The sequence below is a fragment of the Butyrivibrio hungatei genome, assembly GCF_900101605.1.
GTDB lineage: Bacteria > Bacillota > Clostridia > Lachnospirales > Lachnospiraceae > Butyrivibrio > Butyrivibrio hungatei_B.
Genome location: NZ_FMUR01000003.1, coordinates 295009 through 319504, shown reverse-complemented (window position 1 = coordinate 319504; position 24496 = coordinate 295009). Strand labels below are relative to the sequence as shown.

Annotated in this window: 18 protein-coding genes and 3 tRNA genes; 18 read left to right on the top strand and 3 right to left on the bottom strand. The window is 40.5% G+C overall.

Annotation, left to right across the window (positions count from 1 at the left end; genetic code table 11):
- Nucleotides 1-138 precede the first annotated feature (138 nt).
- The 7 genes from BLP87_RS01420 to BLP87_RS01390 all read left to right on the top strand — a co-directional run bounded on the left by BLP87_RS01420 (nucleotide 139) and on the right by BLP87_RS01390 (nucleotide 6697).
- Nucleotides 139-1587: a SpaH/EbpB family LPXTG-anchored major pilin gene (locus BLP87_RS01420; protein ID WP_074461106.1), complete on the top strand. Its 1449-nt coding sequence runs from the start codon at nucleotides 139-141 to the stop codon at nucleotides 1585-1587.
- Between the two features lie 168 nt (nucleotides 1588-1755).
- A complete protein-coding gene (locus BLP87_RS01415) occupies nucleotides 1756-2607 on the top strand; it encodes a class C sortase (RefSeq protein ID WP_074461105.1) in 852 nt (283 codons plus the stop codon).
- A 23-nt stretch (nucleotides 2608-2630) separates the two neighbouring features.
- A complete protein-coding gene (locus BLP87_RS01410) occupies nucleotides 2631-3722 on the top strand; it encodes a Cna B-type domain-containing protein (protein ID WP_074461104.1) in 1092 nt (363 codons plus the stop codon).
- A gap of 69 nt (nucleotides 3723-3791) precedes the next feature.
- The gene (locus BLP87_RS01405) at nucleotides 3792-4442 is read left to right on the top strand and encodes a sortase (protein WP_074461103.1); all 651 of its coding nucleotides are present in this window, start codon (nucleotides 3792-3794) and stop codon (nucleotides 4440-4442) included.
- A gap of 207 nt (nucleotides 4443-4649) precedes the next feature.
- Nucleotides 4650-5432, top strand: a complete 783-nt coding sequence (locus BLP87_RS01400; RefSeq protein ID WP_074461102.1) for an adaptor protein MecA — start codon at nucleotides 4650-4652, stop codon at nucleotides 5430-5432.
- Nucleotides 5433-5449: 17 nt separating this feature from the next.
- Nucleotides 5450-6235, top strand: coding sequence for an arginase family protein (locus BLP87_RS01395; RefSeq protein WP_176756582.1), 786 nt, complete (start codon nucleotides 5450-5452; stop codon nucleotides 6233-6235).
- Between the two features lie 144 nt (nucleotides 6236-6379).
- Nucleotides 6380-6697 (top strand): hypothetical protein, encoded by a 318-nt coding sequence (locus BLP87_RS01390; protein WP_074461100.1) that lies wholly within the window; start codon nucleotides 6380-6382, stop codon nucleotides 6695-6697.
- A gap of 259 nt (nucleotides 6698-6956) precedes the next feature.
- Here BLP87_RS01390 and BLP87_RS01385 read toward each other — a convergent pair.
- From BLP87_RS01385 to BLP87_RS01375, 3 genes are all read right to left on the bottom strand, one after another.
- Nucleotides 6957-7041, bottom strand: a tRNA-Leu gene (locus tag BLP87_RS01385).
- 56 nt (nucleotides 7042-7097) lie between these two features.
- A tRNA-Leu gene (locus tag BLP87_RS01380) sits at nucleotides 7098-7180 on the bottom strand.
- A 103-nt stretch (nucleotides 7181-7283) separates the two neighbouring features.
- On the bottom strand, nucleotides 7284-7619 hold the full coding sequence (locus tag BLP87_RS01375) for a hypothetical protein (RefSeq protein WP_074461099.1): 336 nt from the start codon (nucleotides 7617-7619) through the stop codon (nucleotides 7284-7286).
- A 104-nt stretch (nucleotides 7620-7723) separates the two neighbouring features.
- Here BLP87_RS01375 and BLP87_RS01370 point away from each other — a divergent pair, with 104 nt between their 5' ends.
- The 11 genes from BLP87_RS01370 to BLP87_RS01320 all read left to right on the top strand — a co-directional run bounded on the left by BLP87_RS01370 (nucleotide 7724) and on the right by BLP87_RS01320 (nucleotide 24496).
- Entirely contained in the window at nucleotides 7724-9292 is a 1569-nt protein-coding gene (locus BLP87_RS01370) for a sensor histidine kinase (RefSeq protein WP_074461098.1), read from the top strand.
- A gap of 1 nt (nucleotide 9293) precedes the next feature.
- Entirely contained in the window at nucleotides 9294-10874 is a 1581-nt protein-coding gene (locus tag BLP87_RS01365; RefSeq protein WP_074461097.1) for a response regulator transcription factor, read from the top strand.
- 89 nt (nucleotides 10875-10963) lie between these two features.
- Entirely contained in the window at nucleotides 10964-12655 is a 1692-nt protein-coding gene (locus tag BLP87_RS01360) for a type 2 periplasmic-binding domain-containing protein (protein WP_074461096.1), read from the top strand.
- A 99-nt stretch (nucleotides 12656-12754) separates the two neighbouring features.
- Nucleotides 12755-13702, top strand: coding sequence for an ABC transporter permease (locus BLP87_RS01355; RefSeq protein ID WP_026667515.1), 948 nt, complete (start codon nucleotides 12755-12757; stop codon nucleotides 13700-13702).
- 42 nt (nucleotides 13703-13744) lie between these two features.
- On the top strand, nucleotides 13745-14617 hold the full coding sequence (locus tag BLP87_RS01350) for a carbohydrate ABC transporter permease (protein WP_051198972.1): 873 nt from the start codon (nucleotides 13745-13747) through the stop codon (nucleotides 14615-14617).
- 207 nt (nucleotides 14618-14824) lie between these two features.
- Nucleotides 14825-16708, top strand: a complete 1884-nt coding sequence (locus tag BLP87_RS01345; RefSeq protein ID WP_074461095.1) for an LTA synthase family protein — start codon at nucleotides 14825-14827, stop codon at nucleotides 16706-16708.
- Complete coding sequence (locus tag BLP87_RS01340) at nucleotides 16705-20040, top strand: EAL domain-containing protein (protein WP_074461094.1); 3336 nt, start codon at nucleotides 16705-16707, stop codon at nucleotides 20038-20040. Before BLP87_RS01345 ends, BLP87_RS01340 begins: the two co-directional genes overlap by 4 nt.
- Nucleotides 20037-22136, top strand: a complete 2100-nt coding sequence (locus BLP87_RS01335) for a glycerophosphodiester phosphodiesterase family protein (RefSeq protein WP_074461093.1) — start codon at nucleotides 20037-20039, stop codon at nucleotides 22134-22136. The genes BLP87_RS01340 and BLP87_RS01335 overlap by 4 nt, the downstream gene beginning before the upstream one ends.
- 141 nt (nucleotides 22137-22277) lie before the next feature.
- Nucleotides 22278-22362, top strand: a tRNA-Leu gene (locus tag BLP87_RS01330).
- A 921-nt stretch (nucleotides 22363-23283) separates the two neighbouring features.
- Nucleotides 23284-24036 (top strand): class I SAM-dependent methyltransferase, encoded by a 753-nt coding sequence (locus BLP87_RS01325; RefSeq protein WP_074461092.1) that lies wholly within the window; start codon nucleotides 23284-23286, stop codon nucleotides 24034-24036.
- Between the two features lie 16 nt (nucleotides 24037-24052).
- Nucleotides 24053-24496 carry a GNAT family N-acetyltransferase gene (locus BLP87_RS01320; RefSeq protein WP_074461169.1) on the top strand — a complete coding sequence of 148 codons (444 nt, stop codon included), beginning with the start codon at nucleotides 24053-24055 and terminating at the stop codon, nucleotides 24494-24496.

Genomic DNA, 24496 nt, shown 5'->3' with positions numbered 1-24496 from the left:
GAACTTTGAATAATTGATTTTTAGCAATATGGATTTAGAGCAGAAATGCTTTAAAACAGGTGCTCATTTGCATCGGATATATATTGAACGACATTATAAAAAAATAAACTGACACAAGATTCAAAGAAGGAGAAGAAGATGAATAGAATCAAGAAACTGATAGTAGGATTCCTTGTATCCGCGATGGTACTTGGAATGGCAATCACAGCCTATGCGGCTGCCGGAACAATTACAATTACTAATGCAATAGCAGGACAGACATATGACGCTTACCGCGTATTTGACTTTGTACCTGCTGATGAAGCAAATGCCGATGCAGGTGGTATTTACAAGCTTGCAGCTAAGTTTTCAGGTCTTCCTTCATACACATACAGTGATGATGGAAACAGTGTAGCAATGAGTTCATTCTTCGAGGTTGGTGATAATGATATCCTTGATACATCAGGACTTACTTCAGCAGAACAGGCTAAGGTTTTTGGTAAGGCTGTACTTGCTTACGCAAAGGCTAACGGAATCTCAAATGACGGTTCAACAACAGCTTCAGAAGATGGCGTAGCTACAATTTCAGTTAGTGAATATGGTTACTATGTAGTAGATTCATCACTTGGTAGTGCCGTAGCAGTTGATACAACAACTCCTAACGCAGGTATTCAGGAGAAGAACAGCGTTCCTGAAATCAGAAAGCATGTTAATACTGCTACAAATGAGTCAACAGTTTACGGTGATAAGACAGGAAATGATGCACAGATCGGTGATACAGTAGAGTTCACTGTTGAAGCAGATCTTAAGATTGGCGGTGAGAACTATGCCATCGTTGATACATTGACACCCGGACTTACACTTGTAGATGTTCAGGACAGCAATGTTTCTTTCTCAGACAGTTCTCTTGGTTTCAGCATCGACAATGCTTATGTTGACGAGAACGGAAATAAGGGATTCAAGATTACATTTGAGGGTGAACCTAAGTCTGATACAACTGCAACTGTTACATATCAGGCAGTAGTTAACAAGGATGCGGTTATCGCATCTGAGGAAAACATCAACGAAGCTTTCCTCATCTATGGTAACGGAACAGAGACAACTCATGTTACAACAAAGACAATGACATATCCTCTTCAGATCAAGAAGATCGCTAGAGGTGATGCGTCAGGAAAGGTTCTTCCCGGAGCAGAATTTAAGGTATACAGAGAGAGCGGTGATACACAGCTTAAGTTCACAAAGGTTTCAGATACTGAGTACAAGGTAGATCCCGATGGATCGGTTGATGCAATCGTAACTGTTGCTGAAGCACCTCTTACAATCTTAGGTCTTAATGCAGAGAATTATATTCTTGAAGAGACACAGGCTCCTCAGGGTTACAACCTTCTTGAGAGCACTGTAGGTAATCATAAGCATGCACAGCAGGTAACAGTAGCAACTTCTTCCAATACAGGAGCAGTTCAGACTGCAACGGTTGAGGACGGAACAGGTCTTACACTCCCTCACACAGGTGGTATCGGTACAACAATCTTCTACATCATCGGTGGAATTCTTGTTATTGCCGGAATCGCATACTTCATCGTTCGCAGAAAAGCTGACGCTGAATAATATAATATACAAGGGATGAAAAAGTTTAATTGTTTTGAATCTTGTTGAATTAGTTGGATAACAGTATTCTTCGAGGGAAGGTTACTTCCCTTGAAGAATATGTATATTCATAATCCTAAAGATTCTTAGAAAAATAACCGATATGGTGAAAAGATAAGAATTGCTTAGATGAAGAAGAACCTAAAGAAAAAAATACCCAATATAATATTTGGATTGATATTTATCGCCGGACTAGGTATATTTTTATATCCTTCAGTAAGTAATTATATCAATTCGCGAAATCAGAGCAGAGCAATTTCTAACTACGAGGAAATGGTTAATAACATTTCCGAAGAAGATTATTCAAAGATGTGGAGCGAAGCAAAGGCGTATAATGAAGAACTTGCTAAAAAAGCTCTAAATTTTGATCTTTCTGATGAAGAAAGGGAAGAGTACAATAGGATTCTTAATGTATCCGGAACAGGAATAATCGGATATATTGAAATTGAGAATATAGGGGTCAACCTTCCAATTTATCATGGGACCGACGAATCGGTTTTACAGGTTGGTATAGGACATTTGGAGGGAACATCGTTTCCCACCGGAACTAAAAGTACACACGCAGTCCTTTCGGGACACCGAGGACTTCCGTCCTCTAAGCTTTTTTCTGACCTCGATCAAATGATTGTCGGGGATACGTTTTTACTTCATATTTTAGACCAGACTTTTGCGTATCAGATTGATAAGATAAACATTGTTCTTCCGGAGGAGACCAATGATCTTGCAATAGTCGATAATGAAGAATTCGTCACGCTTGTTACTTGTACTCCTTACGGAGTAAATACTCACAGGATGCTTGTAAGAGGTAAGCGTGTTGATTATAGCGAGGAATCAAGACTTATAGTGCCGGCAGATGCCTTAAGGTACAATAACATGGTAGTGGCACCGTTCATCGGAGCACCGATTCTTTTTATAGCTTTTATAGTATTTCTTGTTAGGACGTCAAAGCCTAAAAGGGTAAAGGGAGCAAAGCAAGGATAATTGCTCTACGAGGTATTTGTTTTATGATTAAGGTAAGAGAAGTAATTAGCCGTACAGTGGCTACACTCACGGCTGCGATTATGGTTTTCAGTCAGTCATCTTTGGCAGTTCAGGCCAGAGAGAGTATTGACACATCAAGATCGGGTTCATTGAGTGTGACATACAATTTTGGCGAAGACAAGATGTTTGACGGTGTTAATTCACGCATCTACAAGATCGCAAGTGCTACCGAGGGAGGTTCATTTGAGCTTGATGCGGGATATATCGACAGATCCTCAATAAAGGATCTGAGCGGTATTACAGATGAAGCCAAAGCACAGCAGGAGTGGAAACAGATCTTAGATGATGTTTTGCAGTATGCTGTAAGCGAGCATCAGCCGGATCAGACAGCTGTTTCAGCAAATGGTCAGGTTAAGTTCAGCGGTCTTGAGCTTGGTATTTATCTTGTAAGTGCCGATAACTATCAGGAAACTGAAAATACATATGTTTTTGCGCCATTCTTGGTATCTGTACCTCAGCTTGATGATAGTGACAAGTGGGTATATGATGCACAGGCAGGCACTAAGTGTGAGAAGTTCGACAGAATGGTTGATCTTGAGCTTCATAAGAGATGGAGCGATGAGGGATATTCAGACAGACGTCCTTCTTCCATAGATGTTAAGATCATTAAGAATAACGAACTTTATCAGACAGTTAATCTTAATGATTCAAATAATTGGACATATGCTTGGACAGAGAAGCCCGGCAATACATGGTCTTTTGAAGAAGTGTTGCCTTCAGATTCAGGATACAGCGCTTCAATTTCTGAGTCTAAGACATATAACGGAGATGTGGCATCGGAGATCTATACAATTACTAATACGTATACTCCACCTGCTGGTCCACCTCCGGGCGGTGATGAACACCATGAAGAGGATAATGGCGGCCACGGAGACGGCGGCGCTACAGAGTTTCCTGATGTTCTCGGTGCAGTAAGAAAGCTCAGCGAGCTTCCTGCTGTTTTGGGTGCAAGAAGACTTCCACAGACAGGTCAGTTGTGGTGGCCTCTTCCCATACTTATTATTGTAGGTGTTGCACTTATAGTAAAGGGAATCAGAAGGAACAGAAATATTTAATACACGTATATACCCCATGGGATAAAACTCATGGGGTAATACTATATAAAAAATGTGAGGGGCAATAAATTGAAAAAGATTCCAGGTTATCTCTATATGTTTTTTGGTGCGGTGCTTATTTTCATAGCTGCGCTTATAATTAAGAACAATTTTGACGAAAATGCAGAAGCCGGAGCAGCATCTGACAGCCTTTTGACCGGTGTTATCGAACAGATGCCGGGAAGGGTTATTGAGCCTGAATTATCCGGAGACATGCCGATAGTAGACGTTGACGGAAGAAGTTTTATAGGAACAGTGGAAATACCGAGTCTTGGTCTTTTACTTCCTATTCAAAACGAGTGGAGCAATGATAATGCAAGGGTTTCGGTATGTAGATACATGGGATCTGTATACGAAAACAATCTTATTGTCGCAGGTCATAATTATATAGAGCACTTTGGTAAGCTTAAAGAACTTAAGACGGGTGACAGAGTGATCGTTACTGATATGAATGGCAGAAGCTTTTATTTCCAGGTATCAAACATGGAGACGCTGGGAGCATATGATACGGAGAAGATGGAGTCCGGAGACTGGGATCTTACTCTTTTCACATGTACTATAGGCGGAGCCAACAGAGTAACTATCCGCTGTGAGTCGACCGGAGAGGCATCACAGGTTGGAGAAGTGCCTGATGTCATAAAGGCTGCCGAAGAAAGTAAACATATCAGAAAACGTAAATAAAACAAAAATAAAGCAACTACATTTTTATACGCATCAATCCGATATAGAAGGTGTATCACCTAGATAACCTAAGGAAATATTGATTTATTCTGCGTTTCCTTATATTTTATAGAGTTAATAAAGATTTTAGCACTCTATTGTGGACAGTGCTAATGTTACATTATATAATGACAGTACAAAGAATCCATGGAGAGGAGTTGATGCGTGATGATCATAGTAAAAATGAATGATACAACTGTAGAATGTAGCATTGCCGCATCAGAGCTTCATGAAATCGGACTTACTCCCGAAGCAGTTATTAACGGTGCGGAAAATACATCATCTTTTTTTGCTAAGCTGAATAAAGAAGTCGGACAGCAGCTTGGATACGATCCCGAGACTGAGGTCATGATGATGAGCAAGAACATGATGATGGATGGCAGTATCAGAATTTTTGCGGTTAAGATGAGCAACGAAGATATACAGACAGCATCTGATCGCATTAAAGGAGCAGCAGAGACTGTTCTCAGAATTCTTACACAGGAAAAGATTGATGAGATCAAGTCGAAGAATGGCAGAGATAAAGGTATTGCACTGAACGAAGTTATAACAAACGTCAGCGATGCGATAAACAGGATTTACGGCAGAGATAAGCTCTACACTCTTCCGGAGGAAACACCAAAAACTCCTGAGACCAGCTATCAACCACTTTCAGAGTATGCGGAGTACATGGTTGAATTTGATACTTTTGATGAAGCCAAGCGTTTTTCAAAAGTGGTTCAGAAACTTCCTATAGTAGATTCTTCTTTATACAAACTTGAAGAGGGCTATTATATGATATTGGGACTTTTGTCATCGGATGAGAGCGTTATATACGATCTCAGAAGGGCAGGAGTTGAGTATTCAAATATGCTTGTGGTTAACGCGACGGAAGCGATGTATGTCAGAGAGCATGGAGATCGCCTGGTAGGAAGCGATGCGATAATACATCTTACCGATCTTTCCAGATGAGGGTACACATTTACAGTATGAACGATAACATTACAGTATTTGATTTTTCTGGAATATATAATGAGGAGAGCTTTTATCAAAATGATAAAAGCTCTCATTTTTGTATTATAAATTGCAGAGATATTCCGGGAACGAATTGCATGTGTGATGATGAGGCAATCGCGCAGATAAAAAAGAGAATAAGCGAAAAAGCTTTTGAAATGACGAAAGATGCGGATGAAAACAAAAGATTTGCTGCTTTTGCCAAAGGAATCCACTTTATTGATTCGGGAAATTATCATTATATGTCCGCGATAATTACAGATATGATAAAAGAGCCCTTTTCTCTTGTTGTCTTAGATCATCATCCCGATATGCAGCCACCGATGTTCGGGGATATATTATCCTGCGGCGGATGGGTTATGAGAGTTATTGAGAATAATCCATATGTTAAAGATATCCATGTAATCGGAGCAGACAGAAATCTCATAGAAAAGCTGGATAAAAATGACGCAAAGCGTGTGTCATTTTATGATGTTTCAGATGTCAGAGACAAGCTTCCCGAAACTCAGTATCCGGTATTCTTATCAATTGATAAAGATGTTGTCAGAAGAGAAGAGCTTGTGACAAACTGGGATCAGGGTGAGATGACTAAGGAGGAACTCATCACGTTCATAAAAGACCTATTTAATAGTAGAGAAGTCATTGGAGTCGATATCTGTGGCGAATGTGCACCTGACCAAGAGGGTATCGATGTAGGAAAAGAAGCGCAGATAAATGATGAATTCAATATTGAGATAATAAAGGGAATTGTAGATTTATGAAGTGGTAATCAGATTGACTTATATTTTTTAGACTATACAAGTATAAAAAATATAAGTCAAAAAAACTTGTAATAAATTTTTACAAAGTAGTATTATTTACGTAGAGGGACTTATTACTCATATGAAGGAAAAGGAGGAGCTGAGATGGTTATTGGATTCGTTATCTGGAGCATTGTAGCACTAGCTTTTGTTGTGATTGCCATTTCTACTTACAGAGCTGAAGAAGCAGTAGGATTTTTTACTTTTGTAAAGCCACCGGTGGTTAAAGATATAAAAAAATATAATAAGGCAGTTTCTGTCCTATGGCTTGTTTTTGCAATAGCACTTGAAGTTATAGGCATACCATTCTTGTTTTTAAAACAAAATTCTCCACTTTTCTTTGTAATGATTATTGGAGTTATAGCTCTTGTTATAGGGCTTATGATTGCATATGTGAGACTTGAAGCTAAAGAAAAGATTTGAGATTGGAATTCTAAATTGATTTCTATATTATCCGGGGAGCCAATGGGACTTTGAGCAGAGCACTTAGCGGCTGTGACTACTTAACGAGGTTTTACCGAGTTTAGTAGTCGCGTGTTCTGGCGAGCAAAGCGAGAGCAGAACTTCCTTAAGCTAGCTTAGTGAGAATCCCGGAACCCATGCAGCGAAGCTGCGGGCGAGAGTCCCCCTTCCACACAAAATAAAAAGGACTAACTCGACCGAGTTAATCCTTTTTATTTCGTGCGGAAGATGGGACTTGAACCCACACGACATAAACAGTCACAAGATCCTTAGTCTTGCTCGTCTGCCAATTCCGACACTTCCGCATATATACGCCCTTTTGTGAGCTATAAACTTACTCATTGCATTGGATGAAATCCAATGCAGGAGAAGGGACTTGAACCCTCATGTTGTTGCCAACACATGGACCTGAACCATGCGCGTCTGCCATTCCGCCACTCCTGCAAACAACGTAGTTAATAATACCCACTTTTCGATGCTCTGTCAAGAGATAAATTATCAGATGATCACAGCTCGACACAACAAAGGCGCAAAGAAAGATTCTTTTTTAGAAAAGTTGTGCGATTTTGTCGGCGAATGAATAAAGCCGATTCATAGTATCGCGGTTTTTGAAATACTCTTTTCCAAAAAGAGCGGCGACAACGCCAAAAGCTACTGCAAATAAAAAGCAAAGCTGAGATTTACTGATGAAGCAAGCACTGAGAAGTATGCTGGAACATATCAGCAGTGCAGAAAAAATTACAACGCATTTAAGCATTTCCTGATTCATTACATTTATATGAAGCTCAATTCCTTCGCGTTCTTCTCTGAGCTCTTCATCTGAAAGAACATCCCAGTCAAGCTTGTCCAGATGTCTTAAAAAATCCCTAAATCTCTTTTCCATGATCTTATTCCTCAAAACAATCGTCAACCAAAATTTCACATTACATTATAGCAAAAATCATTTTATATACAATAAAATTTCTTAGTTATGATAAAATAGCAATTATGAAGAAGAAACTGATAATTTTGTATCTGGTTTTTGCTATAATTCCACTTGCGATCCTTGACGCCGTTGTTATAGGGGGGATTCTGCGCACTGAGAAGACCAATCAGTATCACGAGATGGAGAACGTGGCGAGTGCTGTAAAATATGCCTGCGCTGCGGAAATTGACAGTGCCGTTAAGGTGGCGAACAGTATATATACGAGTAAATATATATATGATTTTATGAAGATGCAGTTTGAGTCACCTCTTGATTATTACACAAGTTATAAGGCTTTCTTCAATGATACTCTTATAGATGTCATGGCTTCTCAGAACGATCTGTCATATAAGTTGTATATTGACAATGACACTTTGATAAACGGTTCCCAGTTTCAGCGGCTGGAAAGAGCCTATGATGAACCATGGTACAAATTTATGAAAGATAAAGGGCTTAAGTCGGGGCTCTTTTTTGACTATAATACCAAACAAGTCGGTTTGGACTCGAACACGAGAAAAATTTTCTATTTTAAGGTGCTGGATTTCTATGATTACGGCTCCGAAAACGTTCTGCTTATTGATATCAATTACGGCGAATTCAGCCGTACTCTCGTAAATATGAATTTTGATCTTGACGCATATCTTTGTGACAATGAAAAGATACTTTTGACAAACGGAAAAGATGTAAGTATGGCAAAGCCCTACAGATATGTGTCAGAACTTGAAAACATAGGTTATACCATGGATATGCAGGTGTATAACCAGTTACTTAAGATATATGTTATTGCTTCAGATTCAAAAGTGTACAACTGGTGGGAAAGCTGGGGAATCTACCTGCTTCTCCTTGCCGCGCTTAATATTCTTTTCCCTGTTCTTCTGCTTATCCGCATAAACAGGATTGCTTACGGTTACACGCTGAGAGAGCAGACGATGATAATGACGAGGCAGCATGCGGAATTACTTGCGCTTCACAGTCAGATCAATCCACACTTTCTTTTCAATGCGCTTGAGAGCATAAGGATGCACTGCATTATAAAAAAAGAATCGGAAACCGCCTACATGGTTGAGAGACTCGCAAAGCTCCAGAGGCAGTATACAGAGTGGGAAGAGGACAACACCACGATCGAGAATGAGGCGGATTTTGTAAATAACTATCTGGAACTTCAAAAGTACAGATTTGGCGACAGACTTTCGTATTCGATCGATATAGAACCATCCTGTAAAAAGAATCTTGTACCGAAGCTTACTCTCGTTACTTTTGTAGAAAATGCTTGTATTCACGGAATTGAGAGCAAGGCTTCGAACGGCTGGATATTCATAAGAGTTCATGAAAAAGATAATGATATGGTCATTGAAATAGAAGATACCGGAAACGGAATGAGCTCAGAAGAGGTGGAGAAGCTCCTTACGTACATGCGGGAAGCGAATATTTCAATGCTTGAGAAAAAAGGCCGTGTCGGCGTGATAAATGCGTGCATCCGGCTGAAAATGGTCACTGATGATAAAGTTCTTTTTGGTATTGATTCGGAAGAAGGAATCGGAACTATAGTAACGATAGTTATTCCTGAGGAATGTTTGAAGAAGGGAGTTTAAGGTGTTCAAGGTACTACTTGTTGATGATGAGCCGTTTATTTTGCAGGGACTGAAAGTCCTTATTGATTGGGAAGACTACGGCTTTGAAGTTTATACCGCGCAGGATGGAAAGACTGCCTATGAAATGATCGAAGAGCAGGGATTTGACCTTGTTATCGCAGATATCAAGATGCCAGTTATGGACGGAATCGAGCTTTTGAAAAAAATAAGAGAAGCCGGCAATGACGTGTCTTTTGTGATACTTAGCGGATTTGCCGAGTTTTCTTATGCCCAGGAAGCTTTAAAACATAAGTGTTCGGCATATATCTTAAAACCTGTTGAGAAGGAAAGCCTGATCTCCGTGGTTGAAAAAGTGATCGCAAGCAAGGAAGATAAGGAGATAGAGACAAATCGAAATAAAAGATTTGAAAAAGCCTATTTTGAACAGAGCCTTAAGAGAGTGCTTCGCGGAAAGCACAGCGACGAGGATATTGATTATCTGAGCACTAAGATAAGTGCCTCTGACGATATGTGTTATGTCGGTATCGAGCTTGCACCGGAGCTTGATGAGCTTGAAGTTATGGATGATGAGAAGAACAATCGCCTCGATAAGCTCTATGATATAGCGGCTGAATATCTTGGAAATGACAACTATCTTCTTATGAGATACGGTTTTGGTGATGAGAATATCTATGATATCGGCTTTTTGTATACGAGCAGTATCGGAAAAGAAGTGGATCAGAGCGACGAGGTCTTTTTAAAAGAAATGATAAAGTACCTTAAGAGAGTAAGCGGACTTACGATAGTTATGCTTGTCGGAAGAGAAGTTTCGGGCATTGAATCAATTTCCACTTCATATACGAGTGTGAACATCCTCCATTCGCTTCAGGGATTTAGGGAGAAAAAAGACATTTACTTCTATGAAGAAGAGTATCAGATAAAAGATAAGGGAATCCAGCTCTGCAAAAATAAACTTGATGAGCTTATCTCAGCCATTGAACTTAATGAGAAAGACAAGATCAGACATAAGGTTGATGAATTTCATGATGAGATGAAAAAATCAGGTATTACCGGAAAGGCATATAACCTTAATATCAATTATCTCTTTTTCCAGCTTATCCATATTACAGGTGAGCAGGATAGCGAGGTGGATCAGGAGGAAATCCTCAGAAATATCTCGGAAAATGTATATGAGCAGGGGATTCGCAGGGGCTCCAAGGCGCATCTTTACAGGATGGCATGCGAGTACGGCGAATACCTGGGACAGTTGCGCAAAAATGTTTCAACGGGCGTTCTTGCCAAGGTTGAAGAAGAGGTAAAAAATAATTACGCAAGTAACCTTACCTTGAAGGGACTCAGTGAAAAGTATTATGTAAACAGCGCATATCTGGGCCAGCTTTTCAGAAAGAAATACGGATGCTCTTTTAAGGATTATCTAAACAGACACAGGCTTGATGAAGCAGCTCTTTTACTTAAGAAAACAGATGACAAGATCTATCTTGTGGCTGAAAAAGTGGGCTATAAGGACGTTGATTACTTTGTAAATAAGTTTATCGAGGCTAAGGGATGTACCCCGGCAAAGTATAGAAAACAAGAACAATAATTTGTCCTACCTTTTTATATATTTCCTCCCATGTTTTGAATATAAATTTTTTATAAACTATTTATATAAAAATAAGGAGGATATCTTTTATGAAGAAGAAAGTTGTTAGCATGCTCATGGCGTCCTGCATGATTCTTGCAGCACTGTCAGGGTGTGGATCGGGTGGAAACTCATCAGAAGGAACATCGGCTGATAATTCCGGATCAAAAGATGGAGTAAAGGAATTTACAGCATTTTTCTCAGTTCCTCATGCTGAAATCAATGAAGATAATGAGATTCAGCAGATCATTGCCGAGAAAACAGGCGTAAAAGTTAAAGAAACTTGGCTTACTGGTCAGACAGCAGAAGAGGCGGTTGGTACTCTTATTGCGGGTGGTGAATATCCTGACTTCGTAGATGCAGGAGACGGATCCGTACAGATGTATGAGGCAGGCGCACTTGTTGCACTTGATGATTATATCGACAAATATCCTAACATCAAAGAATTCTTCACAGATCAGGAGTGGGATTCACTTCGTCAGAGTGATGGACACATCTATTGGATCCCTCAGTTCTCTAATATCTATGGTGAAGAGAGAGCCTGCGCACATAATGACGAGGCTTTCTGGATCCAGACAAGAGTTCTTGAGTGGGCAGGTTATCCTCAGATTCATACAATGGATCAGTATTTTGATCTTATCGAAAAATATTACGCAGAAAATCCTACAATGGATGACGGAACAGCAAACATTCCTTACACAATTCTTTGTGAGGACTGGAGATACTTCTGTCTTGAGAATGCACCTCAGTTCCTTGACGGATATCCGAACGACGGTTCAGTTATCGTTGACGTAGATAACAAGAAGATTGTTGACTACAACACAACAGATACAGCTGTTAAGTACTTCAAGAAGCTCAACGAAGAGTACAAGAAGGGTATCGTTGATCCTGAGTCATTCACACAGACATACGACGAGTACATCGCTAAACTTTCAACAGGTCGTGTACTTGGTATGATCGACCAGTGGTGGGATTTCGCATACACAGCAGGTGATGCTCTTAAGGCAGCAGGCCTTGATGCTAAGGGCTGCCAGTATGTTCCCCTTCCGATCACAATCGAAGAAGGTATGAAGAACCAGTGGCACAACTCAGGCGGAATTGTACACACAAGTTCAGGACTTGCCGTTACAACAAGCTGTAAGGATGTTGAAGGTGCACTTCAGTTCGTAAACGACCTTCTTAGTCAGGAAATCATGGATCTCAGATTCTGGGGTGTTAAGGACGTTGACTATCAGGTTGGCGACGACGGAATGTATTCAAAGACTCAGGAAATGAGAGACAACGATGCTGATACAGGATATAAGGCTTCTCACAAATGTGAGTATTCATATTTCCCTCAGTGGGAAGGAACAAGCAGAGATGGCAAAAATGCTATGAAGCCTGAGCAGCAGGAGACAGAGTTCTATGACGGACTTTCTGATAACCTCAAGAACTGCTTCAAGGCATACGGTGTTAAGACATACGTTGAGATGCTTGGAACAACACCTCCTCCCGGACCTTGGTATCCTATGTACACATTCTCACAGACTATGACTACAGCAACACCCGGCGGTACAGCAAGCAATCTTATGGATGAGTGCAAGCACGAGTACCTTCCTAAGGTAGTTATGGCAGATAACTTCGACTCCGCATGGGCTGAGTACATGGAAGCTTACAAGAAGTGCAAACCTGAAGACTTCCTTTCAGAGATGCAGACTGAGTTGGAGCGCAGAATTGCAGAGGCAGCTAAGTATACTAACTAAGTAAAACTAAGATTATAGCGGGCTTTCTTGGTATTCACAAAAGAATGCCCGCTATATTTATCTAATTTGGGGAAATTGAAGAAAACGAGGAGTGGTTATATGGCTCAGCAGAATAAAAAAACTCTTTTGGGCATGCCGAAAGATGAATTTATCAAACAAGTTAAAAGACAGTGGGTTCTTATCGTATGGTCATTATTCTTTTTTGCATACGGTATCCTTTTCTGTTATGCGCCTTTAATAGGCTGGCTTATGGGCTTCCAGCAGTATAAGCCAAAGGATGGAATTTTACATTCAAAATGGATCGGACTTGCCAAATTTCAGGCTCTTTTTTCCGATGCAACATATATCAGAGTAATCAGAAACACTCTTGCAATGGGTGTTATCAATCTTGTAGCTACAACTATAATGGCAATTTTATTTGCTATTTTATTAAATGAGATTAAGGGAATGCGCAAGAAAAAGGTTGTTCAGACAATCTCTTATCTGCCTCACTTCCTTTCATGGATCATTGTTACAGGTATTCTTCACGATGCTCTTTCGGGAGCAGGTATTGTTAATGAGCTTCTTACCAAATTCCATTTGGTTTCACAGCCCATTAACTTCTTTGCACACGAAAAGTACTTCTGGCCTATCGTTGCCTTTGCAAATGTTTGGAAGGAAACAGGTTGGAATGCAATTATATATCTGGCTGCGATAACAGCTATCGATCCTGCTTTGTATGAAGCAGCAGCTATCGACGGCGCGGGAAGATGGGATAAGATCAGATATGTTACCATCCCCGGAATTAAGTCAACAATCATTATTCTTCTTATCATGAATGTTGGTAACGTCCTTAATGCAGGATTTGAGATTCAGTATCTGCTTGGTAACGGACTTGTACAGAAGGTATCCCAGACAATCGATATCTATGTTCTTAAATGGGGTATCAGCCAGATGGATTACTCACTTGGAACGGCTGCGGGTATATTTAAGAGTGCAGTCAGTATCGTTCTGATCTTGATATGTAATGAAGTCGCCAAGCGTCACGGCGAAGAAAGACTGTTCTAAGGGGGAAGCGCGATGAGTAATACAATTAACAAGAAAAGAAAGATGTCAAAAGCTGACATTGCTTTCTATACATTTAACTCAATATTCATGACAGTGTTTGTAATAGTTACACTTTACCCTGTTCTGAATACACTTGCTATTTCGTTTAACGATGGTCTTGACGCACTTAGAGGAGGTATTTACCTTCTTCCAAGAAAATTTAGTGTCAAGAACTACATCACAGTATTTAAGAAGGACGATCTTCTTGTAGGTGCATATATTTCGGTTGCAAGAACTGTTGTGGGAACAGCCCTTTCGCTTATTGCCTGCGCTATACTTGCATTTATCGTAAGCCGCAAGAATTTCCTTTTTGCAAAACACCTTTCATTGTTCTGGGTAGTAACAATGTATGTAAATGGTGGTATGATCCCTGTTTTTCTTTTGTACAAGGGACTTCACCTTACAAATTCATTCTGGGTATATGTAATTCCCGGAATGGTATCCGCATTCAATATGCTCGTCATAAGAACATATATGAACGGTATACCTAACAGTTTCGAGGAATCGGCACAGCTGGACGGTGCGGGATATACGACTATATTCCTTAATATTATTTCACCGCTCTGTAAGCCTGTTTATGCTACAGTAGCTCTTTTCGTTGCTGTATATCAGTGGAACTCATGGTTTGACGTTATGCTTTACAACAGAATGAGTGATAAGCTTACAACTCTTCAGTACGAGCTTATGAAACTCCTTGCTTCTGTAACAAGCCAGAGTACATCAGCTCAGTCGATGAAGAACTCGACAAGCTCCATTACACCTACATCAATACGTGCAGCTGCATCTATAGTTACGATGCTTCCTATCATCTGTATCTATCCTTTCTTGCAGCAGTACTTTGTAAGCGGACTCACACTTGGTGGTGTAAAAGAATAATACGAAAATATTATAAATTTTTTATATGCCTCGGGAAATATAAAGCCCGGGGCATTATTTTTTTATCGTTTTTTCATCCCGCACCTTGCCCTGTCTGTAATATAATATTGATACAAAATTAAAACTAAAGTCTTGGGAAAATGGACCGATAAATAAAAAGTAATTGGAAGCCGTAATTCTGTTTATATCATTATGGAGGGTCGCCTATTGACATCTAGAGATATAAGCCTGATTGCAAAGAGAAAGGTGCGGAATGCAACTTTTGACTTAAAACGACTTTTAAAGATCAGCTGGAGAAGAGTAGTTAGATTTTTGATCTCCTTGCTGCAGGTTTACTTGTGCTTTTTGCTTATCGAAACCGGAAATGTCACTCTGTTTAAAGGAGTGTTGCCTGTTTCTTTTATTAGCGGTGCATTTTTTCTTAACTTCTCAATTATTTTTCTTTTTATAGCAATAATTTATCTGATTGTGGGAAGTGATTACCTTTGCGGAATTGTTTCCACTACTGTTTCCTCTCTTATTGCAATAGTAAATCATTATGTTGTTTTGCTTCATGGAATGCCTCTCTCTTTTCAGGAATTGCAAAACTTTGGAACCGCACTCAATGTTATCCGGGGAATGACGATCACACCCGATGCCACATTCTTTAAGATAATGGGACTGTTCTTTTTCGGATTGTTCTTATCGATGGGGCTGTATGTTCTTAATGTAGATAATTCTTCAAAATGGGGCGATACCCTTTGGAAGAGACTTATATTTGCGATTGTTGCCTTTGGCGTGTTTGATATGGTAATCCTTTCGCCGGCTTCAAAAAAGCCTGAAAGCATATTGGCATGGTCGTGGCGTGAGGTCTATCCGACATACGGATTTGCACTTTGCAGTCTTGAGTCGTTCCAGAACCTGCATAACGTTGTGGAAAGGCCCGACGGTTATGAAGTCGCCGATATTCCTACACTTAATATTTCAACCTGGTATACGGATGAGCGTCCCGACATAATAATGATCCTGAATGAGACATTCTATGATTTTAATGTTGTGACACAGCTTGAGACCGATACGGAATTTCTTCCTTACATTTCAAATATGGAAGATCTCAAAAAAGGTTATGCCGTTGTTCCTAACTTCGGAGGCGGTACAAATGCAACAGAATACGAGCTTTTGACAGGAAATTCGAACAGGCTCATCAATAATTTTGCTCCTTTTAATGTTATTGATATGAACGACAGTCTCAGTATTGTTTCCGTTCTTAACGAACTTGGATATGAGACAACAGCAATGCATTCTGAATCAGGCTCAAATTATTCAAGATACAGAGGATATAAAGAACTTGGATTTGACAATGTTTACTTTGGAGAAGAATTCAGGGATCTTGATTACTATGCGGACAGAGTTTATGCCACGGACAAGTCATTGTATGACAATATGATAAAAAAATATGAATCTTCCGTTGCGCAGCAGGCTCAGGGCGAATACGTATCGCAATTCATGTATCTTTTGACAATACAGAATCACGGAGGCTGGGATCAGAATCCTGCCGGTGAAGACATTATCCATTCCGTTAAGGAGTATGGTGCAGCCACATCTGTTTTGAACGAGTATCTGTCTTGTATGCAGACATCGGACAAGGCGTTTTACGATCTCATTCAATATTACAAAAACGTTGATAGACCTGTAGTTATCTGCATGCTTGGGGATCATTGTCCTTCTTTTGCATATGATGTGCTTGATTCGGACATGGATTCCGACATAGAAGAATATAACTTAAGAAGAACACCGTTTTTGATGTGGAGCAACATTGAAATTCCTGCGGATTCATGGATCGACAGTATAGGAACTGTAAGCACCAATTATATAGTTCCTGAACTTTTAAAGGAGCTTGAGCTCCCCAGACCTGCTTATTATCAGTATATGACTCAGATAGCGCCAAAGTATCCCGTGCTTGGATCGGGTATGAAATACATGGACGCAGATGGAACTGTACACTTGTATGATGAAGCGCCGATAGACGTTACAGGATATTTCTATATGGAATATAACAATATCGGCGATAGACAGGGGAATGTCCCTGATCTGTTTAGGGTGCCGCGATGATCAGAAAAATGACAGTTGAAGAATTTAATAATGTTTCCAAAGTGAACGTATCTGAAGAAGAGAAAGTAACACACATTGGTGAAATGCGTTTCTTTAAAGTGATCGGCATTTGCCTGTATGTTCTTTCGTTCATTTTGAATATATGGCTGCATGTGATCGTGCTTAAATACGCGCTTGCAAGAGTAGAAGCAATGAGCAGCGTTCTGTTCTGGCTGTTTTACATATGGTCATTTATTGCATTTACTCATGCGACGGTATTTGCCGTAGATTTTATCTTTTCCGTTCTTCCGCCGGTTGTTTCGATACTTAACGGAAAGAAAAAGATAAATAACGATGCTTACATGAATACTCTGTGGCTTGATTATGATAAGGACAGCCTTCCCGATGTTACGATCTCAATTCCTGTGTACATGGAGGAGAACGGCGTTATATTCGAGACTGTATACAGAAGTAAGCTTGCGGCAGAAGATTATAAGAAGCAGACGGGAAAAGAGTGTAATGTAATAGTTTCCGATGACGGAATAGGAGTGCTGCTTAAAAATGTAGGTACGATCGAATCTTTGGAGGATAAGATCGAAGAATACTCCAAGTTTGGAACTGTTGCGGGAGTGGAAGTTGGCTCCGACGCATACAGAGTTATAGAAAGAGTATATTACTACAGAAAGGTCAACGTAAGCTTTGTTGTAAGACCTCCTTACAACAGACCGGGAATATTCAAGAAGTCTTCAAACCTTAATTACACGCTTAGAATAGGACGCAGGGTTGATGAAGGTAATGAGATCAAAGATCTTGTTTGTGAGGGAGCAGAGTTTGAAGGTGGACATGCAGAGGGCAATATCCATACAAACTCCATAATACTTCTCATAGATAAGGACTCCGGTCTTCATCCTGAAATAATAAGTGCGATAGTACCTGAATTTACAAGAGATGATAAGCTTGCATATATTCAGTGCGCTACAAAGGCGTCAAACATGGAGGAAAACTTCTTTGCAAGACTTTCCGGAAGACAGGTTAACAACAATAATCAGAATGTCTTCCCGTGCATGGCTCTTAAGGGAATATTTGTCCCGCTTGTAGGACATAACGTATTTATAAGAAGAGAAGCGATTGCCAAGCTTGGATACTGGCATGAGCACAGAGTTTCCGAAGATTTCGATCTGGCAATAAGACTTTATGCAAGAGGATGGCATGGCAAATACTCACAGGTTCAAGGTCTTGAATTTACCGAGTATGCTTCAAGAACATATTCAGAAGATGCCATGAAGGAATACAGATATACATACGGACTGATCGAGATGTTCCTGAGCGGTACGATGGAGTGGGGCAAGACTAGATGGTATGATGCTTTTTACATGATCATCTACTTCATTGCAAGAATAAACAATGCATTGCTCTTACCTTACATAGTTATCATAACGCTTACGGGAATGCTTGACCTGATGTTCCTCGGATACGCTCTTTGCTGCATAGTATTTATCATACTTCCGTCGCTAAGAACAATATTACTTTCAAGAAAAATAAAGAAAGAGTACCTCTTTAGGATTTCCGAGAGCTTTCTGATGTTTTTCACTTTCTCCGGATGTACATTCCCTGCAGGAGCAGGTGCAGTAAAGTATTTCCTTAACGTAATAACCAAGAAGGAACACGCTTTTCCCGCTACTTCAGTAAGTACGCTGGTATATTCGTTTAAAGAAGGACTGAGATTCATTTACAAGTATTTCCTGAAAAACAAAGGCGTCCTTGTTGTATTTGTTTTCTGCGTTGAAAGAATACATCATATACTTTTGTATTCTTCACGGGTTGGAGCTGCAGAGGCAGCCTGCATATCAGAGCTGTTTTTGATAGCATTTGCTCCGTTTTTCATGACACCGCAGTTGTTCCAGCGAAAGAAAGGTGGAATTTTGGTTCGAAGGGAGTCTGATAATATGCTTAAATGTTACCACGCTTCTGTTTTCTTCAAAGAAGCAAGAAAATTTATTGATGAGAATACCGATAAGCATCTTTTCCTGTACGCGGTTGAGATTGACAACTTCCATGTCCTGAATCTTTGGTACGGACATGACGTCGGAGAAGAATACGCTGACAGGATTGGCGATAAGCTTGCTTATATAATTGACAAATTCGGTGGAGTTCCGGGACATATTTCCGGAGGAAACTTTATCTGTATCGTGCCGAACGGAGATGCTCTTTTGAACCAGATTCAGGGCGAATTGTCGGATTATGTAAAGACTGATCCGAAGTTCATGGGATTTTTCCCGCTTATCAGCGTGTATGAGATACGTGATACCACTCTTGCCGTAGAAAAAATGTATGACAGAGCGCTTCTTGCACTTGACGGACTCAGAGGAAACTTAAAAGAGCGTTCTGTTCACTACAACTCGGAAATGGACAAGAAGCTTGATGCGGAAGTAAAGCTGCTTAGGGATGTCCGCAGAGGTATTGACAGCGACGAGTTTACATTCTTTATACAGCCAAGATGTGACATAAATACAGGAAAGATCATAAGCGGTGAGGCACTTGTTCGTTGGAATCACAGAGAACGCGGATTTGTAAGCCCGGGCGAGTTCATTCCCGTACTTGAAAAATCAGGACTTACGCTTATCGTCGACCAACTTATCTGGGAGAAGGTTATAGCATGGCAGGGCAAAAGAATTAAAGACGGAGATGAGTGCATTCCTGTATCGATTAATTTAACCCGTGCGGATCTTTTTTCCATAGATGTAAAAAAGACGCTTAAAGATCTGTGCGAAAAATACAAAGTTCCGCGCAGGCTCATTATGATCGAGATCTCGGATAAGACGTATAATGATGTTGATAAAGAAATCCTTGCTATGATAAAGGATATTTCAGATGCAGGATTCCCGCTTATTATTGACGGTTTCGGAAGCGGATATTCATCTATGATAATGCTTCAGGCTGTGCAGCCCGAAGTGATCACATTCAACATGAAGGTGCTTAATGATGAGGAAGGTCATATAACCAAGGCTGCAGTTATACTTCATACTGTTGCAAACTGCGTACAGGTTATGGACATTCCGCTTATTGTAAAGATGGTCGAGACAGATGAGCATGAGCAATATCTAAAGAACTTCGGATGCCGCTATGCACAGGGATACCATTACTATAAGCCTATGGATGTAAGTTCACTTGAAAAGATCATTAAGGTAAGAGAGAACGTGGACTATAGCGGAATAAAAGGCTGGTTGGAAGAGGCAAACGAGGAACCGGAAGAACCCGATACTTCAGTAATTGAGAACTCAAAAGGTAAAAATTTTTTTCGTGAGATAGTCGATATCAGAAGACAGGTTAGAAGAAAAGTGGGGGCTGAGTGAAGGAGAAACTGAAAAAAACGCCTGTTGCGATCATATTTGTAATGGCTGCCAGCTTATTGCTGGCAGTCCTTTGCATAGTTTATTCTGTTTATTACCAGTATTCTGTCAAGTTGACAGAGAAGTACGGAAATGAAAAAGAACTCGCTGTTTCTGCGATAAGGTCCGCACTTCGTGATATGTCAAAAGAATCCGGTGAAGAGAATGGGCGTTTTTTGCTTGCTTCTTATGACACGGATAAGGAGAATCAAAAAGATATAGCTTATTCATACGACAATGCGCTGTGTGCGCTTGCGTTTATGGCGGATGGAGATAAAGAGTCTGCATCTGCTATTCTTGATGCTTTCATATATGCCGCGGTCAATGACAGGGGAGATGTGCAGAGAGTAAGAAATGCTTATTCTGCGGGAAACATTGTCGGAGATGTTTGCGGAAGTGTAAGACTTCCCGGATATTATGACAATGAGAGGAATATGTGGGTCGAAGATCCTTCGCTTGTCGGCAGCAGTAGCGGCAATTTGGCGTGGGTGTCCCTTGCACTTCTTTGGTATGACAAATTGTACGGAGAAGAAGAGGATACATATCTTTATACCAAAACCGCGGTTTCCCTTATGGACTGGGTTCTTGAGAATTGCGCGGACGAAAATCCCGGATTTATTGCGGGTATAAACGGATGGCCTGAAAATGACATGTCACAGGCGCAGGTGCTTAGTTATAAATCTCTTGAGCACAATGTTGACTGTATGGTTGCTTTTGATGCGCTCTATGAGCTTACGGGCGATGAGAAATATAATGAGGCTGCGCAGAATTCAAAGAAATTCATAGACAGTATGTATGATGCAAAAAAAGGATATTACTATATCGGAACAGCTTCTGACGGTATAACTCCGAACACTGGGCAGGTCGTTCTTGATGCGCAGGTTTGGACGGCGCTTGCGGTTGACGGTGTTATCAAGGACAGACGTGTTCGAAAAAATATTGGCAAGATGAAAACGTCCGACAACGGATATGCTTTTTGCCTTGACGAGGCAGCAGGAGGATTCTGGACAGAAGGAACGGCGTTTACGGCTCTTTATTATCAGGAGTGTGGAAAAAGAAGAGCTGTTTACGGAGCGATTGATTCAATTTGCAGAATTTTAAAGGTTGACGGTCGTATTCCCGCTTGCTCGGGAGAACGCATAAACACGGGAATGGATCTTTTTGACGGTACTCCCTGGATATATGACAGCAGTCCTCATATAGCCCCCGGAGCGTGGTTTGTAATGGCAATCGACGGATTCAATCCGTTTGATATTGAGATTTCGCCCGAGTCAAAAGAAAGATATGAAAAAGGAAAGCCTGTATACGAGGCGTTTGACGTTCCCGGTATGAGAGAACAGCTTAGGGAAGAGCAGTTTGTCATTCATGCTGCGGGAAGCTATTCTGAAGACGGCGGAGAGGGGCTCTTTTACACAAACAGTCTGGAAGCACTTCAGAATGCATATGATGCGGGCAAAAGAATGATAGAGATGGATTTCATGTTCACAAGTGACGGATATCCTGTCTGTGCGCACAATGCAGATGGTGCGTGGGCACTGGGATTTTCTTTTGGCAAGGCACCGAAACATAATGAGTTCATGAATTCAAAAGTTTATGACAGACTTACACCGCTTGATATCTATACGCTTGCGGATTTTATGCGAGAGCATAATGATATGTATGTGGTTACCGATATCAAGGAGGCTTCCGGTGCCGGAAGCAAAGGAGTGTACGGAACTTTCTCAAAATGTATTCCGGATCTTATGAACCGCTTTTTGATTCAGATTTATCATGACGAAGAGTATGAAGTCGTGCAGGATGCGGGATTTTTGTATGTTATTTACACGCTTTACGCTGCGGATGAAGATGAGCGTGAGAGCGAAGCGATAATACAGAGCTGCAAAAATATGGAGCTTGTCGCACTTACAATGCCGGATGTCTGGGTTGACGACGCGGGATTTGTGTCTGAGATCAACGAAACCGGAGTGCCGCTTTTTGTCCATACCATCAATGATAAGAAGGACATGGATAGGTACAAAGCGCTTGGAGTTGCGGGTTTTTACACGGATCAGGTTGATTGAGCGGATGGGTAGTGAGCTTGCGGTAAATGACATTTTGGAATAACAGAAAAAATTTTTGAAAAAAATAAAAAATGGGTGTTGACGAAAGCCGCATACTTTGCTATTATAAACAAGTCGTCGCGAGAGAGATGACGACGGAATGCGGAAGTGTCGGAATTGGCAGACGAGCAAGACTAAGGATCTTGTGACTGTTTATGTCGTGTGGGTTCAAGTCCCATCTTCCGCACGAAAATAAAAAGGATTAACTCAGATGAGTTAATCCTTTTTTTATTTTTCGTGTGGAAGGGGACTCTCACCCGCAGCTTCGCTGCATGGGTTCTGGGATTCACACTAAGCTAGCTTAAGGAAGTTCTGCTCTCGCTTTGCTCGCCAGAACACGCGACTACTAAACTCGGTAAAACCTCGTTAAGTAGTCACAGCCGCTAAGTGCTCTGCACAAAGTCCCATTGTGAGCGGGGCGGAGGGCTTGGAGGCTTGGAGTTTTTTGGGGGTTTTGACTTTTTGAAGGCTTTGGCATTTTGTGCGGTGTTGCGTAAGAGGAGGCTTGCTTAGTAGATTTGATGTTGTACAGATTATATATAAAGTGCATGTATGACCTATACGGAAGAATTTGTGTATATAGGTCATGAGGTATGCCGGGAAAATAAAGCGCCATATGACCTATTCAGAGGAATTAGCGTAGAAGGGTCATGAGGAGGATTGGAAAAGCCAAGAGCGTATATGACCTATACAGAAGAATTTGTGTATATAGGTCATGAGGAGCGTCGGAAAAGCAGAAGTGTCATATGACCTATTCGGAAGAAATAGCGTAAAAGGGTCATAAAGTGTGCCAGGAAAGCAAAAAGGGTACATGACCTATACGGAAGAATTTGAACAGAAAGGTCATGAGATGCGCGGAAAAGCAAAAGCGTTGCATGACCTATTTGGAAGAATTTGCTCAGATAGGTCATGTGATAAGCCGGAAAGAAAACTTTGAAAGTGCGAAAATAGAATCCGAGCACGAAAATGCGGAAAATACTTTGATTTAAAATGCCGTCAATCGCCGTACTGTCTGTTACGGTTAATAATCGTTAATTGTTCCCTCATGATATGCTAATATGATAGAAGAACTGATTTTTTATAAAAACAATCGGGAGAATTGAATCTGATGAGAGATTGGGGAAAAGAAAGCGAGTATCTACATAGCACCAGGCGTCATCTGTGGAATAATGATTATTTTGAGTTTCTAGTGAAATGTGTATGGAAAATAGATAAGCCTGTCAAAATTATTGATTTTGGTTGCGGATATGGCTATTTGGCTCAGCTCTTTTTACCAATAATCCCGAAAGGGAGCACTTATAAAGGGATAGATATCTCGGAACAACTTATTGAAAATGCAAAAGAAATCTTTCATGACAATTCAGAGATGGTTAGTTTTGAGGTGGCTGATCTTAATGATTACAAACCAACTGCGGAATATGATGTAGTTATATGTCAAGCTGTATTGCGTCACCTTCCCAATCCGGTGCAGATTCTTAAAAAGATGATAGATACTGCAAAAGACGGCGGACTGGTGATTTGTACAGAACCGAGCAGAAGATTGGAAAATGCAGGTGTTTACATAGATTCGACGGATTTTTATCCATTTAAAAATGATGATTATCTGGAACAAAAGTGGATAAAAGAAATAAAGAGCGGCGGAAGAGATTATCAGATTGGAATAAAGCTTCCGATTGTTATGGAGCGACTGGGGCTAAAAAATATCGGTGTCAGAATCAACGATTATGTAGACTATGTTCGTTCGGAAGATAAAGATGAAATTAGCAGATTTCTCAGTGATCACGATGTAGACTCGGAATTTAGCGATTCGAATGGATTTGTTGCGGCGAGATGCCATGTGATCTCATATGGGAATAGATAAAAAGCTGAAGGTATGTATGGTTAATCTTAGGAAAATTACAGAAGAGAATTTTATTGATGCGTTTAATTTGAAATTAGGTAAAAGTCAGGAACGATTTGTCTCTCATCCGATTCGCAGTCTGGCGCAGGCTTATGTTTATCGTGATCAGTGTCAACCTTTTGGGATTTACAATGATGACGAAATGGTCGGATATGTTATGGTAATTTATGATTATGATGTGCCGGAATATGATATCTGGCATATGATGATCGATGAAAAATATCAAGCTCACGGGTATGGAAAAGCAGCACTTGAGCAGATTCTTTTTTACATAAGAACGAAGCCGTTTGGGGATTCAAATAGAGTTACGCTTACCTGCAATAGGGATAATGACGCAGCTCTGGCGTTATATCGAAATATGGGCTTTAAAGAGACCGGCGCAGAAGATGAGGATGAAATTGAGTTATCAATGATGGCATAA